The following is a 13,338-nucleotide window of genomic DNA, read 5'->3' as shown; positions in this document are numbered from 1 at the left end:
TAGTGTGGCGGGTCCGTGCCAAATCCGCATCAGTGAACGGGGCGTATCTATCAGAATGATAACCACAACGACGACCCTGATCTTCGTTTACAACGCCAAGAGTGGACTGATTTCGGCGTTCGGCGACATGGTGCACAAAATCGTTTCGCCAGCGACCTACCCCTGCTCCCTGTGCGCGCTGACCTATGGCGCGGTCTCGATGCGGGGCGAGTGGCGGCGGTTCCTTGACGGAACCGGGTTGCCGACACGGTTCCTCTACCGCGACGAGTTTCGCCGCCAGCCTGTCGTGGGTGATCTGGCCTTGCCGGTGATCCTGCTGGGCGGGCGAGCGCCGGTGCCGGAGGTGCTGGTCAGCGCCGCGGAGCTTGATGCACTGCCCGATCTGCCGGCCCTCATCGCCTTGGTAGAAGCACGGCTGGCGGCGGCTATGGGCTAGCGCGCCGGGAGGACAGGCGCGTGATCAACCGCGGACGACCGCCTCAGCCTCGATCTCGATTTTCCATTCCGGGCGGCACAGCCATGCCACTCCGGCCATGGTCGCCGCCGGACGGGCCGCGCCGAAGAACCGTGCATGGACCGCGCCCACTGCATCCTGATCGGCGGGATCGGTGAGCAGCATCCGGGTGCGCACCACGTCTGCCGCGCTGCCGCCCAATTCCTCAATCGCAGCAACGATGATCGCGCAGACCCGAGTCGCCTGCGCGGCCGCATCGCCGGGCGTGGTGGAGCCATCCGGTTCGACCGGGCCGGTGCCCGCGACGATGATACGATTGCCCTCCCGCACCGCGCGAGCGAAACCGAAGATCGCCTCGTAGGGCGAGCCCGATGTCACCCTGCGCCGAGCCGCCATGTCACCCGTCATCCGCAGGTGATCTCGACGATCTTCATCTGCGCATCGTAACGCACATTCACCCGGTCCTCGCGGTAATCCATCGTCCAGGCCGCGTTCGGCGGGCCCCAGCGCAAGGACCGCGCGCCGCTGTCTTTGATGATCGCTTCCCCGGTGGACTGCGATGCGTTGCGGCCGACATGGGACTGGGCCGCGGCGGCATTGCACACCATCGGCGCAGGCGGCGGCGGCACGGGCTCGGCCCCGTCAGGTGCTGTGTCGCTGATGTTCACCACGCAGCCCGACAGCGCGAGCGTCGCGATCCCCAATATAGCCTGCTTCATTACGTCCTCCCTTGGATGCAGAGCGTGCATATCAGGCGGCGGACAGCGATTGAAGCACTCACAGGCACCAGCGCGAAGATCGCGCCATAAGCCAGCGTCAGTCCTTGTGCTTTTCCAGCTCGTCGCCGGTCACGCTCACCACGTGGAGCAGATTCGTCGCCCCCGGCATCCCGAACGGCACCCCGGCGAGCACGATCAGCTTGGCCCCGGCGCTGGCAAACTTGTGGCGCAGCGCCATGCGCTTGCCCTTGCCGATCATCTCTTCGAAGCTGCCGATATCCTTGGTCGCCACCGCGTGTGCGCCCCACAGCAGCGCCATGCGGCGGGCCGTGCGGATCGAGGGGGTGAGCACCAGCACCGGTGTTGCCGGACGCTCACGCGCCACCCGGCGCGCGGTCGAACCGGAGGTGGTGAACACCGTGATCGCGCTAATGGGCACGGTGTCGGCAATGGTCATGCAGGCATGGGCCAGCGCGTCGGACGTGGTCGCATCGGGCGGCGTATCAAGGAATCGCACCCGCGCCTTGTAGCCTTCGTCCCGTTCGACCTGCACCGCGATCCGGTCCATCATCGCGACCGATTCCTCCGGCCAGGCGCCCGCCGCGCTTTCGGCCGAGAGCATCACGGCGTCCGCCCCGTCATAGACCGCATTGGCGACGTCGGAGACTTCTGCGCGGGTCGGGGTCGGGGCCTCGATCATCGATTCGAGCATCTGGGTCGCCACGATCACCGGCTTGCCCGCGCGGCGTGCCGCATTGACGATGCGCTTCTGGAGCGGCGGCACTTCGTAGGGTTCAAGCTCGACGCCGAGGTCCCCGCGCGCGACCATGATGCCGTCAGCCAGTTCGATGATCGCATCGAGCCGGTGGACGGCTTGCGGCTTTTCGATCTTGGCGCAGATCGCGGTGCCGTGGGTGCCTATCAGCTTGCGCGCCTCGGCGATATCCTCGGGCCGCTGGACGAAGCTGAGACCGATCCAGTCCGCCCCGTGTTCGGTGGCGAAGGCGAGATCGCGGCGGTCTTTCTCGGTGAGGGCCGGGATCGGCACTTCGGCATCGGGGACGTTCACGCCCTTGCGGTCGGAGATCACCCCGCCCACCTCGGCGCTGCACAGGATGCGGCTGCGATCGGATTCGAGCACTTTCAGGCGGATCTTGCCGTCATTGATCAGCAAGCGCTGTCCGCGCTCCATGATCCCGAACAGTTCAGGGTGCGGCAGGCAGACGCGGTTTTCGTCGCCCGGCGTCTCGTCCCGGTCGAGCACGAAGTGGCCCGAATGGCGGATCACCGCCTGACCATCCTTGAAGGTGCCGACGCGCAGCTTGGGCCCTTGCAGGTCGGCGAGGATCGCAATCGGGCGGGCAAATTGCTTTTCGAGCGCCCGGATGGCGTGCACAGCCGCCTCGTGATCGGCGTGCGTGCCGTGGCTCATATTGAGGCGGAAGGCATCGGCCCCCGCCCGCACCAAGCGCTCAAGCATCTCGGGCGAGCGGCTGGCGGGTCCGATGGTGGCGAGAATTTTGACCTTGCGGCCGCGCGGGTCGATCCGTGACTGATCGCGTCGTGACATTTTTGGTGATCCCTAGTTAGGGTCGCCTATGGCACACCCGTTTTTCAACTCAAGGAAAAGCCGCGATGAATAGCAATGCCGATCCGCTCGACAGCCTTGATGATGCACAGTCCGCCGCCGCCTTTCGCCGGCTGGTGCGGCATCTTCGGCACCGGCACGATGCGCAGAACATCGAGTTGATGGGGCTGGCCGGGTTCTGCCGCAACTGCCTCGCCGACTGGATCAGGGATGCGGGGTTCGAAGGCGACAAGGAAGCCGCACGCGAAGTGATCCACGGGATGCCCAGCGCCGAGTGGAAGGCCACCCGCCAGACCCCGGCCACCGAGGAGCAACTGGCCCGCATGGAAGCCAGCATCGCGAAGAACGCCCACTGAGGGCTCAACTCTCCCTCCCCGTTCCAACGGAATGGGGAGGTGGCAGCCCGCAGGGCTGACGGAGGGGTGAAACCCTGCCGCTTTACCCCTGCGTCACGCACCTGCGGCGCGCGCCACCTCCCCATCTCTGCGAGACGGGGAGGGACTTAGTTTTACACAGCCGGTTCAATCGGGGCGGCGGGCTGGCTATCGCACCGCTCAACCGATTCTGTTTGATGGAGAACCCCCATGGCCGACGACGCCCAATCGACCGATGACCGCCTGCGCCTGCTGATCGAGCGCATCGAACGCCTCGAAGAAGAAAAGAAGGGCATCGCTGACGATATCCGCGACGTTTACATGGAAGCCAAGGCGGTCGGGTACGATCCCAAGATCATGCGCCAGATCGTGCGTCTCAGGAAGATGAAGCCCGACGATCGCAGCGAACAGGACATGCTGCTGGAGACGTACAAGACCGCGCTCGGGATGGCGTGAGGCGAGACGCCCGCGCGCGTCTGTCATTGAAATTGCATGAAGCTGTGTTATCTCGGTAAGACAGCATTGAGAGGAGAGACGGCAATGGCATCCCCCTGGAAAGATTCGCGCGGCGTCATCGTCAGCACCACCCCGACGCTCGAAGGCCGCCCGATCCAGGAATACATGGGCATCGTCACCGGCGAGGTGATCGTTGGCGCGAACCTGTTCCGCGATCTGTTCGCCAATATCCGCGATATCGTCGGTGGGCGTTCGGGCTCTTACGAGCGCATCCTCGCCGATGCGCGCAATCAGGCGATCGAGGAATTGCAAGCCGAAGCCGCATCGCGCGGCGCGAATGCCGTGGTCAGCATTGATCTCGATTACGAGGTGATCGGCCCCAATGGCTCGATGCTGATGGTCAGCGCCAGCGGCACGGCGGTGCGGGTCTGAACCCTCACGCCAGAGCATAATCCAAAATCAGCCACACCGCATTGAAAGCGGCGTGGTGCGCGATCGCCGCGCGCAGCCCCAGACGTGTGCGGGTGTAGGCAAGCAGCAACCCGCCGATGGTCTGGGGCAGCACCACCAGCAGGCCCAGTGGATGGGTCAGCCCTGTGAAATTGCCGAGGTGGATCAGCCCGAACAGCAGGGTTGATCCCCAAACGATCCAGCGGAAATGGCGCACGAACCATCCAGGCACCATCGTATCGCGATGGTTGCCCAGTCCCCAATGGACCAGTCCGGCAAACACCAGACCCACGGCACCCAGCCCCACCAAGTCGCTATCGTCCGCCCCCAGAATGATCCCGCCCAGCAGCAGTCCCATCGCGGCAAAGCCATAGGCGGCAAAGCGCAGGGCGGCCACTTGGCCTCTCAGCCAACTGCGGAACAACAGCTCTTCGAAGACGGGCGCAAAGATCAGGAAACTGATGATCCGGCGCCTGTCCGATTGTGGCGCGAAATCGGAGTCGGGAAGAAACCCGACCTGTGCGTCGAACGCCGCCGTCAGGCCCGCCACCAGCGGCGAGATCACGATACCGAGCGCTAACACCGTGACCAGTGCCAGCGCGGCATCACGGCCCCAGGCCATCGGCTGCGCGACATAACTGGGCCGCGCCGCAAACCGCGCCACGTCCATCAGCCGCTCGCGCCAGCCCATCGCGCCCGCCACACGCACCCTTGCATCGCCCTCACCTGCCGGAGTAAGGCGCGCGCTCATATCTCCAACATTCCGGTGAAGTTCGTCCAATGGCAGGCCATTCCAAGTTCAAGAACATCATGCACCGCAAGGGTGCGCAGGACAAGAAACGCGCGGCGATGTTCTCCAAGCTTTCGCGCGAGATCACCGTGGCCGCCAAGATGGGCATGCCCGATCCCGACATGAACCCGCGCCTCCGCCTTGCGGTCAACGCCGCGCGCGCGCAGTCGATGCCCAAGGACAATATCCAGCGCGCGATCGACAAGGCGAGCATGGCGGGCGGCGAGGACTACGCCGAAATCCGCTACGAAGGCTATGGCCCGGGCGGCGTCGCGCTGATCGTCGAAGCGCTGACCGACAACCGCAACCGCACCGCCACCAATGTCCGCACCGCCTTCAGCAAGAACGGCGGCAACCTTGGCAGCGAGGGTTCGGTTTCGCACGGCTTTGAACGGCGCGGGCTGATCGAGTATTCTGCCGCTGCGGGTGACGAGGAAAAGGTGCTCGAAGCCGCCATCGAAGCAGGCGCGGATGATGTCGAAAGCTCGGAAGACGGCCACACGATCTGGACCGCCGCCGATGCGCTGCACGGCGTGGCGGGCGAGCTCGAAAAGGTGCTCGGCCCGGCGGACAATGTGAAGCTGGCGTGGAAGCCGGTGCTCAGCGTCGACGTCGACGAGGCGACCGCCGGGACGCTGATGAAGCTGATCGACGCGCTCGATGATGATGACGATGTGCAGACCGTGTGGGGGAATTACGAAATCTCCGACGCGGTGATGGAGAAACTGGGCTGAAACGCTGGGAATGGCTGCTGGCACTGATGCTGGGGGCCGCGTTCCTCGTCGCCATGCTGTGGCGGTTCGGCTTCAGGATCGGGCTGTGATCGCGTGATCATCCTCGGCCTCGACCCCTCGCTCTCCTCGACCGGCTGGGGTGTGATCCGCAGCGAAGGCGCGCGGATCAGCCATGTCGCCAATGGACAAATTAAAACCGACCCGTCCACGCCGATGGCTCAGCGCCTTGCCGCGTTACAGGCGGGGCTGGCCGAGGTGATCGCCGCCCACCAGCCTGCCCGCGCGGCCGCGGAGGAAATCTACGTCAACAAGAACCCGCAATCGACCTTGAAGCTGGCGCAGGCACGCGGCGCGGTGTTGGCGGCGTGCGGGGCGGCGGGGCTTACCGTCAACGAACACGCCGCGCGGCTGGTCAAGAAAGCGGTCACCGGCACCGGAGCCGCGGAAAAGGTGCAAGTCGCCGCGATGGTGAAGGTGCTGCTGCCGGGCGTTGCCATCAGCGGAAGCGACGCGGCCGACGCGCTCGCCGTGGCGATTGCCGACGCGCACTTGGCCCCAAAAGCCTGAACCGCTCGCCCTGAGCTTGTCGAAGGGCCGCACTTTCTTCTAGCACAACTTACGAAGCGAATTACGGCCCTTCGACAAGCTCAGGGCGAACGGAGATTGTTGCGTGATCCACCTCTACGGCATTCCCAACTGCGACACGGTGAAGAAGGCGCGCGTGTGGCTCGACGCGCAGGGGCGGGAATACACCTTCCACGATTACAAGAAGGAAGGGGCCGATCCGGCCAAGGTCGCCGCATGGATCGCGGCTGCCGGCCTAGATGTGGTGGTCAACCGCAAGGGCACGACCTACCGCGCATTGTCGGACGCGGACAAGGCTCTGGCCGCCAGCGCCGAGAGCGCGCCCGCGCTGCTCGCCGCCAACCCCTCGGTGATCAAGCGCCCGATTGCAGAGCACGCAGGCGGTCTTTTGGTCGGCTTCAAGGCGGACGAATGGGCCGCGGCGCTCGGCTGAAGCGCACCTTCCGATGAACCCGCTGGAGATGATTGCCGTCGCGCTCGGGCTGGCCAATGTCGGCCTGCTCGTGCGGCGTTCGATCTGGAATTACCCCTTCGGCATGGCGATGGTGGCGCTCTATTTCGTGATCTTCCGCGACGCGCGGCTGTATGGCGAGGCGGCATTGCAGGTCTTCTTCTTCGTCGTGCAGGGCTGGGGCTGGTGGCTGTGGGCACGCGCTGGCGGGATGGCGCAGCTGGTCGAGGTCCGCTGGATGGACAGGCGGTCGCGGGCTGCCGCGCTGGTGCTGGTCGCGGGATCAAGCGTCGCGATCGGCTGGGCGATGGCGCGCTTCACCGATGCCGCCCTGCCCTATGCCGATGCGACCATCGCTGGGGCGAGCGTGGTCGCGCAGGTGCTGCTCGCGATGCGCCGGGTCGAGAATTGGGCGCTGTGGATCGCCATCAATGTGCTGTCGATCGGGGTCTATCTCAACCGCGAGCTCTATCTCACCGCCGGGCTTTATGTGGCGTTTCTGGTGCTGGCGATGGCAGGCCTGATGGCATGGGCCAAAGCGGCGCGCAGCGGCGAGGCGATTGCGGCGTGACGCGGCGCGGGTTCCTGCTCGGCAAGTTCATGCCGCCTCATGCCGGGCACCTGGCGCTGATCCGCGCGGCGCGGGCGCTGGTGGACGAGCTGACGGTGCTGGTGTGCTGGCTGCCCGACGATCCCATCGCGGGCGAGGTCCGCTTAGCGTGGATACAGGATCTGCTGCCCGATTGCCGGGTTCTCGGCCACGGCGAAGTGGTGCCGCAAGCGCCCGAAGACGGCGCCGATTTCTGGCCGATCTGGCGCGGCATCGTCGCAAGCGTCCATCCTGAACCCATCGACTATCTTTTCGCAGGCGAAGCTTACGGTGCGGACTTTGCAGCCCAAGTCGGCGGGCTGTTCGTGCCGCTGGGGGGCCGGGTGCTTGGGTTGGTGGATGACCCGCTCTCGGGCCTTTCGGGCTCTGCCGTGCGCGCCAATCCGGCGGCGCATTGGGCCTACCTGCCAAAGCCGGTGCAGGCCCATTACCGCCGCACCATCTGCCTCCACGGCGCGGAGAGCACTGGCAAGACCACGCTGGCCGCCGCGCTCGCCGCTGAGACCGGCGCGATGACCGTGGGCGAATATGGCCGCAGCCATTGTGAGGTGCACAAGGCGCCGCTCACCCGCGATGACTTGCTCCTGATCGGCCGCGCGCAGCAGGCGATGATCGCCGCTGCTGCCGAGTGGGCCGGACCACTGCTGATCGCCGACACCGATGCGCTGATGACCGCCGCGTGGTGCGAAATGCTGCTGGGCGAGCGGCCGGCCGAACTGATGCAGGCGCCCAAGGCCGATCTCTACCTGCTGCTCGAACCCGATCTGCCGTGGATCGACGATGGCACGCGCTTTTTCAGCGATCCCGCCGACCGTCACAGGTTTGCAAGGATCGTCGCCCAAGTGCTGGACGATGCCGCCGTGCCATTCGTGCGGATTGCCGGGCAAGGGCCCGAACGGCTCGCCGCCGCGCAGGCCGCGATAGGAGCGTTGCATGATTGATTCCCACCTGATCCTTGCCGCGCTGCTGGCTGCGGCCTCGCCCGTGGCGGCGCAGGATATGCTGATCATCGCCCATCGCGGCGCGAGTGCCGAGCGGCCCGAGCACACCCTCGCCGCCTATGAGCTCGCGATTGATCAGGGCGCAGATTATATCGAGCCCGATCTGGTCGCGACCAAGGATCTGGTGCTGGTCTCGCGCCACGAGAACGAGCTGTCGGGCACCACCGATGTGGCGAGCCGCGAGGAATTCGAGGATCGCCGCCGCGACAAGACCATTGATGGCCAGAAGGTCGCAGGCTGGTTCGCCGAGGACTTCACCCTCGCTGAACTGCGCACCCTGCGCGCCAAGGAGCGCATCCCCTCGCTCCGGCCCGCCAATGCGCGGTTTGACGGGCTGTATCAGGTGCCGACCTTGGCCGAGATCGCGAAGCTGGTGCGCGCCAAGGAAGCGGCCACCGGGCGGCGGATTGGGCTTTACCCGGAATTGAAGCACCCCGAATTCCTTTTGCAGAATGACGGGATCGACATGGTCGATCTGCTACTGCGCGAATTCCGCACGCTGGGCATCACGCCGGCCGATCCGGTGTTCATCCAGAGCTTCGAGGTTGGCCCGCTCCAACGGTTGAAGCAGCGCGGCGGCGGGTTCAAACTGGTGCAATTGGTCGCCCCCATCGGCGGTCCGGCGGACGAACCGGCGATGCGCTATGCCGAGATGGTGACGCCGACGGGGCTGGCCGAGGTCGCGAAATATGCCGACGCGGTGGGGGCGCATATCGCTTTGGTGCTGACGCCCGAGGGCGCGCCGACTGCGTTGGTGGCGGATGCCAAGGCGGCGGGGCTGGCGGTGCATGCATGGACGGTGCGGCCGGAGAACGACTTTCTGCCGGTGATGCTGCGGACAGGGGATGAGCCGAAGGGCCGGGGCTGCGGCGATGTAAAGCTCGCCGCACTGCTCAAGGCAGCAGGGGTTGCGGGGGTGTTCAGTGATGGGGCGCTGAATGGGCGGAGCTGTCCGTAACCCGCTCCGCCCGTCATCCCGGCGCAGGCCGGGACCCACAACAGCAAGCGCGGCCCTTCGTGTCACTGGGCCCCGGCCTGCGCCGCGGTGACGAACAGGATCAGGCGTGCTTGGCCGACAGAATATAATTCAGCGACATATCATCGGACAGGTGCAGCCCCTTGCCGGGCCGCCACGCGATCCCGCGCTTGGCCGTCACGGTCAGCCCCGCATCCGCAAGCAACGTTTCCAACTCTTCCGGGGTGACGAAGTCCTCCCAGTGGTGCGTGCCCCTGGGGACGTAGCCCACGGCCTCCGCCGCGCCGACCAGCAGCACGCGCGAGGCGGCGGTGCGGTTGGGGGTGGACATGACGAGCAACCCGTCCGGCGCCAGCCGCGCTGCGACATCGCGCAGGAAGGCGGGCTTGTCGGCCACGTGCTCGATCACTTCGACACTGGTGACAAGGTCGAAGGTGCCGATATCGAGCCCCGCGACCTCGCCCGCCATGTAGCGGATGTCCAGACCCACGCCCTCGGCATGAGCGCTGGCCGCCGCGACATTTTCCGCCGCTGCGTCCACGCCCGTCACCGCCGCGCCCAGCCGGGCGAGCGGCTCGCACACCAGCCCCGCCCCGCAGCCGATATCGAGCGCACCCTTGCCCGCCAGCGGCTTGGCCGAAGCGCGCGCGCCCGGCCAATGCGCGTCAATCGCGTCGCGGATAAACGCCATGCGCACGGGGTTCACCTGATGCAGCGAGGCCATCGGGCCCTTGGGGTTCCACCAGTCCCGCGCAAGATTTGCGAAGAAATCGGCTTCCTCGGGGCGGATAGTTACATTCGATACGTTTGCGTTTCCCATAAACCGCCCTTAACAGCCGCCGCGAACACTCACCAGCAGGAGCTTTGGCGCCTTGGCTCGTATCGTGATGAAATTCGGCGGCACCTCGATGGCCGGGACGGAGCGTATCCGCCGGGTGGCCAATATTGTGCGCGCGCAGGCGGCCCGCGGCGATCAGGTCGCCGTGGTGGTCAGCGCCATGGCGGGCGAGACCGACCGGCTCGTGAACTTCTGCCGCGAGGCCAATCCGCTCTACGATCCGGCGGAATATGATGTCGTGGTGGCCAGCGGCGAGCAGGTTACCAGCGGCTTGCTGGCGCTCACGCTGCAAGCGCTCGGATGCAAGGCGCGCAGCTGGCTTGGCTGGCAGCTCCCGATCAAGACCATCGAAGCCCACGCCAAGGCCCGCATCGACGAAATTGACGCGCCCGCGCTGATCGCCGCGATGGAAGCGGGCGAGATCGCGGTGATCCCGGGCTTTCAGGGCGTTTCGGAGGATGGCCGCATTACCACGCTGGGGCGCGGCGGATCGGACACCTCGGCGGTGGCCGTGGCGGCGGCGATCAAGGCGGATCGCTGCGACATCTACACCGACGTTGACGGCGTCTACACCACCGATCCGCGCATCGTCGCCAAGGCGAAGAAGCAGAAGGCGGTGACCTACGAAGAAATGCTCGAACTCGCGTCGGTCGGGGCGAAGGTGCTCCAGACCCGCTCGGTCGGCCTTGCCATGAAGGAAAAGGTGCGGGTGCAGGTGCTATCGAGCTTTATCGGCGACGGCGCCCCGCCTGCCGATGATCTGCCCGGGACAATGATCGTCTCGGACGAAGAAATGGACGAATTGGTGGAGAAGGGCCTGATGGAACGCCAGCTTGTGACCGGCATCGCGCATGACAAGAACGAGGCGAAGGTGATCCTCACCCGCGTGCCCGACCGTCCGGGCGCGGTGGCCAACATCTTTGAACCGCTCGCTGCGGCCTCGATCAATGTCGACATGATTATCCAGAACGTCGGCCGCGACAAGGGTGAGACCGACGTGACCTTTACTGTCCCTCAGTCCGACCTCGCCCGTGCGCAGGCATTGCTCGAAGATCGCCGCGATTCCATCGGCTTCAACCGCATCATCACCGACAGCAAGATCGCCAAGATTTCTGTCGTCGGCGTCGGCATGAAGAGCCACGCGGGCGTCGCGTCCTCGATGTTCCGGGCCCTGTCCGATCGCGGGATCAACATCCAGGCGATCTCGACCTCCGAGATCAAGATCAGCGTCATGATCGACGAAGACGAGACCGAACTCGCCGTGCGCGTGCTGCACACGGCTTACGGGCTGGATGCGGTTAGCTGAAAAGCAGTCCGCTTCGTCGGAATTAACCATTGTTGGTGACTGCGCTTTAACCTTTCCAACCGGATTGTGCGGGCTCTCACGCAGAGAGCGAAAGGGCGCACATCATGGCCATCAAGGCCCATCTCGATTCTGCGGCAGCGGGCGATAGCCAGCGTGCCGCCCCTCGCCGTGATTTACGGCTGTCGGCCAGCGGGCTGGCCCCTGATGGCGAGGAAGCCAACGTCACCATTCACAATATCTCGGCTGCCGGGCTGCTGATCGAAACCGCGCTCGATCTGGCAACGGGCGAGCAGCTGGCGCTCGATCTGCCCGAGGCGGGGATCGTCACGGCGTCCGTGGTGTGGCGCAGTGAGCGGTTGTACGGCTGCGCCTTCGAACAGGCGATTAGTCCTGCCGCATTGGCCGCTGCGCAATTGCAGGGCTTTGCGCCCGGCGTGCCGAGCCAGCCGCGCCCATCGTCCCCGGCGAAGCCATCGAGCGAGGCGCTCGGGACGCGGCTCAACCGGCTGCGGCGCGAGGCGGGGCTGACGCTGGCCGAAGTCGCAACCGCGCTCGGGGTCAGTAAGCCGACCGTCTGGGCATGGGAGAAGGGCAAGGCCCGCCCCCTGCCCGAACGTCTGGATGCGATTGCCGCCGCGCTCGGCGTCGCGCCCGACATGCTCGCCCCCGGCCCGGGCAGCGATGGTGAGATCGGCGCCGTGATCGCCGAATGCCGCGAGCGGATTGCCACAGCTTGTGGAACCTCCCCCCAATCCGTCAGGATCATGATCGAACTGTAAGCAGTTCCGGGCACCTGAGGCTAGAAGTCGTTACCTACTGCGGCCAATACGTATTGGATAGACTGCCCCAATTGCAAAATATGGTAAACGAAACCCGGAGGTGATTCGTTTTTTAGTCTAGTATACTTACTTAGCTAACAATAATATGAGTCTTTTTCGGGAAAACAGGGGAATGTTTTCACCTAATCGAATCGCGTTAGTTACCAAGTAAATCTGACTAGGAGCGAGTTGGCGAATCTTTCGTTGGACCGCTGGGGCACTGTCGGCATGAAAATTGGTTTGAGTGACGTCGAAGGCCATGTCTTGCATGGCCTGCTGGAGGAAACTTCCGGCGATATTGTTATCCGGCTCGACCGGCACGGGTTCATCATTCACGCATCGGCCAATATTGCCGACCTGGGGCTCGATTTATCCGGCGCGTTGCTGCTGCCGCACATCACTGACCTGGCTGATCGCAATCATGCCGCTTTTCTGGGTGAGCATGTCAACGCGGCGCTCGCCGGACGCACGCAGGCCGGCTGGACGGAGTTTCCAGTGATCGCCTGCCCCGAACGCGACACCTGCCGTGAAGCGCATTGCCAGCGCTGGTATGCTCTCAGCCTCAGGCCGATGTGCGACAACACCGGCACGCCCGATGGTGCAATGTGCCTGATGCGATCCGTCCAGCAGGTGCGGAGCCTCGAAGGCGAATTGCACGCCCGCGCGGTCACCGATCCGCTGACGGGGCTCGCGAACCGGCAGGCGTTTTGCGCCAGCTTGCGGCGGCACCTCGCCAAGGGCGGCGGGCAGATGATCGCGGTCTTCGCGGTCGATGCGATGCGGGCGCTGCTGATGCGTTATGGCCAGCGCACGGCGGATGAAGTGTTGTGGGGCTTTGCCAAGTTCCTCGAAACAATGGCGCTTCCGGGGCATGAACTGGCGCAGCTGGATGGCGAGCGCTTCGCGGTGGTGCTGCCCGAAATGACCTCACGCGGCGCGCGCGAATGGGCGGAGGATGTGGTCACTACCTTCGCCGGCCTCGCCGCTCCCGTCTCGGCCAAGGCGCCGCAATTGACCGCCAGCGCTGGCCTTGCGCGGGTCGAATGCACGGTCGACTGGACCTTGCGGGAAGCGGAGCTGGGCCTTGTGCTGGCGCGCGCCGGAGGCGGAGGGAAGGTGGCTGTGGCAGGGTATCGCCGCGCGGCGTGACGCCCGGCTAGACTCGGGCCGGCGGATGGGTAATGCCTC

The 13,338-nt window shown here is 65.4% G+C and carries 18 protein-coding genes; 13 read left to right on the top strand and 5 right to left on the bottom strand.

The genetic code is table 11. From position 1 onward, the window contains the following. Positions 1 to 55 precede the first annotated feature (55 nt). Positions 56 to 436: a hypothetical protein gene (locus GVM20_RS04090; RefSeq protein WP_166546029.1), complete on the top strand. Its 381-nt coding sequence runs from the start codon at positions 56 to 58 to the stop codon at positions 434 to 436. A 24-nt stretch (positions 437 to 460) separates the two neighbouring features. On the opposite strand, the gene GVM20_RS04085 is transcribed toward GVM20_RS04090, so the two are convergent. The 3 genes from GVM20_RS04085 to pyk all read right to left on the bottom strand — a co-directional run bounded on the left by GVM20_RS04085 (position 461) and on the right by pyk (position 2,743). After that, positions 461 to 850, bottom strand: a complete 390-nt coding sequence (locus GVM20_RS04085) for a RidA family protein (RefSeq protein ID WP_166546028.1) — start codon at positions 848 to 850, stop codon at positions 461 to 463. 8 nt (positions 851 to 858) lie between these two features. After that, complete coding sequence (locus GVM20_RS04080; RefSeq protein ID WP_166546027.1) at positions 859 to 1,173, bottom strand: I78 family peptidase inhibitor; 315 nt, start codon at positions 1,171 to 1,173, stop codon at positions 859 to 861. 97 nt (positions 1,174 to 1,270) lie between these two features. After that, positions 1,271 to 2,743 carry a pyruvate kinase gene (gene pyk, locus GVM20_RS04075; RefSeq protein WP_166546026.1) on the bottom strand — a complete coding sequence of 491 codons (1,473 nt, stop codon included), beginning with the start codon at positions 2,741 to 2,743 and terminating at the stop codon, positions 1,271 to 1,273. Between the two features lie 65 nt (positions 2,744 to 2,808). Between pyk and GVM20_RS04070 the strand changes: the two genes are divergently transcribed. From GVM20_RS04070 to GVM20_RS04060, 3 genes are all read left to right on the top strand, one after another. Next, positions 2,809 to 3,117 (top strand): DUF1244 domain-containing protein, encoded by a 309-nt coding sequence (locus tag GVM20_RS04070; RefSeq protein ID WP_166546025.1) that lies wholly within the window; start codon positions 2,809 to 2,811, stop codon positions 3,115 to 3,117. 228 nt (positions 3,118 to 3,345) lie between these two features. Beyond that, positions 3,346 to 3,591, top strand: coding sequence for a DUF2312 domain-containing protein (locus GVM20_RS04065; protein WP_166546024.1), 246 nt, complete (start codon positions 3,346 to 3,348; stop codon positions 3,589 to 3,591). Between the two features lie 84 nt (positions 3,592 to 3,675). Next, positions 3,676 to 4,023 (top strand): heavy metal-binding domain-containing protein, encoded by a 348-nt coding sequence (locus GVM20_RS04060; protein WP_166546023.1) that lies wholly within the window; start codon positions 3,676 to 3,678, stop codon positions 4,021 to 4,023. Positions 4,024 to 4,027: 4 nt separating this feature from the next. Here the strand turns inward: GVM20_RS04060 and GVM20_RS04055 are convergent, their stop codons facing one another. Next, complete coding sequence (locus GVM20_RS04055) at positions 4,028 to 4,792, bottom strand: CPBP family glutamic-type intramembrane protease (RefSeq protein WP_166546022.1); 765 nt, start codon at positions 4,790 to 4,792, stop codon at positions 4,028 to 4,030. Between the two features lie 29 nt (positions 4,793 to 4,821). On the opposite strand from GVM20_RS04055, the gene GVM20_RS04050 reads away from it, so the two are divergent. The 6 genes from GVM20_RS04050 (at position 4,822) to GVM20_RS04025 (ending at position 9,170) form a co-directional block, all read left to right on the top strand. Beyond that, a complete protein-coding gene (locus GVM20_RS04050) occupies positions 4,822 to 5,565 on the top strand; it encodes a YebC/PmpR family DNA-binding transcriptional regulator (protein ID WP_166546021.1) in 744 nt (247 codons plus the stop codon). A gap of 93 nt (positions 5,566 to 5,658) precedes the next feature. Next, a complete protein-coding gene (gene ruvC / locus GVM20_RS04045) occupies positions 5,659 to 6,132 on the top strand; it encodes a crossover junction endodeoxyribonuclease RuvC (RefSeq protein ID WP_166546020.1) in 474 nt (157 codons plus the stop codon). Between the two features lie 103 nt (positions 6,133 to 6,235). Further along, entirely contained in the window at positions 6,236 to 6,583 is a 348-nt protein-coding gene (locus GVM20_RS04040) for an arsenate reductase (RefSeq protein ID WP_166546019.1), read from the top strand. A gap of 13 nt (positions 6,584 to 6,596) precedes the next feature. Further along, positions 6,597 to 7,172, top strand: a complete 576-nt coding sequence (gene pnuC, locus GVM20_RS04035; RefSeq protein ID WP_166546018.1) for a nicotinamide riboside transporter PnuC — start codon at positions 6,597 to 6,599, stop codon at positions 7,170 to 7,172. Next, positions 7,130 to 8,152 (top strand): AAA family ATPase, encoded by a 1,023-nt coding sequence (locus tag GVM20_RS04030; protein WP_166546017.1) that lies wholly within the window; start codon positions 7,130 to 7,132, stop codon positions 8,150 to 8,152. The genes pnuC and GVM20_RS04030 overlap by 43 nt, the downstream gene beginning before the upstream one ends. After that, complete coding sequence (locus GVM20_RS04025) at positions 8,145 to 9,170, top strand: glycerophosphodiester phosphodiesterase family protein (RefSeq protein ID WP_166546016.1); 1,026 nt, start codon at positions 8,145 to 8,147, stop codon at positions 9,168 to 9,170. Before GVM20_RS04030 ends, GVM20_RS04025 begins: the two co-directional genes overlap by 8 nt. A gap of 100 nt (positions 9,171 to 9,270) precedes the next feature. On the opposite strand, the gene ubiG is transcribed toward GVM20_RS04025, so the two are convergent. Continuing rightward, positions 9,271 to 10,008 (bottom strand): bifunctional 2-polyprenyl-6-hydroxyphenol methylase/3-demethylubiquinol 3-O-methyltransferase UbiG, encoded by a 738-nt coding sequence (gene ubiG, locus GVM20_RS04020; protein ID WP_166546015.1) that lies wholly within the window; start codon positions 10,006 to 10,008, stop codon positions 9,271 to 9,273. Between the two features lie 52 nt (positions 10,009 to 10,060). Between ubiG and GVM20_RS04015 the strand changes: the two genes are divergently transcribed. From GVM20_RS04015 to GVM20_RS04005, 3 genes are all read left to right on the top strand, one after another. Further along, positions 10,061 to 11,332 (top strand): aspartate kinase, encoded by a 1,272-nt coding sequence (locus GVM20_RS04015; RefSeq protein WP_166546014.1) that lies wholly within the window; start codon positions 10,061 to 10,063, stop codon positions 11,330 to 11,332. A 104-nt stretch (positions 11,333 to 11,436) separates the two neighbouring features. Beyond that, entirely contained in the window at positions 11,437 to 12,111 is a 675-nt protein-coding gene (locus GVM20_RS04010) for a helix-turn-helix domain-containing protein (RefSeq protein ID WP_166546013.1), read from the top strand. A gap of 267 nt (positions 12,112 to 12,378) precedes the next feature. After that, positions 12,379 to 13,299 carry a GGDEF domain-containing protein gene (locus GVM20_RS04005; protein ID WP_166546012.1) on the top strand — a complete coding sequence of 307 codons (921 nt, stop codon included), beginning with the start codon at positions 12,379 to 12,381 and terminating at the stop codon, positions 13,297 to 13,299. The last annotated feature ends 39 nt before the right edge of the window (positions 13,300 to 13,338 follow it).

This window comes from Porphyrobacter sp. SLTP (assembly GCF_009905735.1).
GTDB lineage: Bacteria > Pseudomonadota > Alphaproteobacteria > Sphingomonadales > Sphingomonadaceae > Erythrobacter.
Note: the sequence above shows the minus strand (reverse complement) of the source record. Positions and strands in the feature narration are given on the sequence as shown.

Coding starts and splice junctions, on each gene's coding strand:
- GVM20_RS04090 (WP_166546029.1), top strand. CDS start 56: ATGATAACCACAACGACGACCCTGATCTTCGTTTACAACGCCAAGAGT.
- GVM20_RS04025 (WP_166546016.1), top strand. CDS start 8,145: ATGATTGATTCCCACCTGATCCTTGCCGCGCTGCTGGCTGCGGCCTCG.
- GVM20_RS04070 (WP_166546025.1), top strand. CDS start 2,809: ATGAATAGCAATGCCGATCCGCTCGACAGCCTTGATGATGCACAGTCC.
- GVM20_RS04060 (WP_166546023.1), top strand. CDS start 3,676: ATGGCATCCCCCTGGAAAGATTCGCGCGGCGTCATCGTCAGCACCACC.
- GVM20_RS04085 (WP_166546028.1), bottom strand. CDS start 850: ATGGCGGCTCGGCGCAGGGTGACATCGGGCTCGCCCTACGAGGCGATC.
- GVM20_RS04050 (WP_166546021.1), top strand. CDS start 4,822: ATGGCAGGCCATTCCAAGTTCAAGAACATCATGCACCGCAAGGGTGCG.
- GVM20_RS04005 (WP_166546012.1), top strand. CDS start 12,379: ATGAAAATTGGTTTGAGTGACGTCGAAGGCCATGTCTTGCATGGCCTG.
- ubiG (WP_166546015.1), bottom strand. CDS start 10,008: ATGGGAAACGCAAACGTATCGAATGTAACTATCCGCCCCGAGGAAGCC.
- pnuC (WP_166546018.1), top strand. CDS start 6,597: ATGAACCCGCTGGAGATGATTGCCGTCGCGCTCGGGCTGGCCAATGTC.
- GVM20_RS04080 (WP_166546027.1), bottom strand. CDS start 1,173: ATGAAGCAGGCTATATTGGGGATCGCGACGCTCGCGCTGTCGGGCTGC.
- GVM20_RS04030 (WP_166546017.1), top strand. CDS start 7,130: ATGGGCCAAAGCGGCGCGCAGCGGCGAGGCGATTGCGGCGTGACGCGG.
- pyk (WP_166546026.1), bottom strand. CDS start 2,743: ATGTCACGACGCGATCAGTCACGGATCGACCCGCGCGGCCGCAAGGTC.
- GVM20_RS04010 (WP_166546013.1), top strand. CDS start 11,437: ATGGCCATCAAGGCCCATCTCGATTCTGCGGCAGCGGGCGATAGCCAG.
- GVM20_RS04065 (WP_166546024.1), top strand. CDS start 3,346: ATGGCCGACGACGCCCAATCGACCGATGACCGCCTGCGCCTGCTGATC.
- GVM20_RS04055 (WP_166546022.1), bottom strand. CDS start 4,792: ATGAGCGCGCGCCTTACTCCGGCAGGTGAGGGCGATGCAAGGGTGCGT.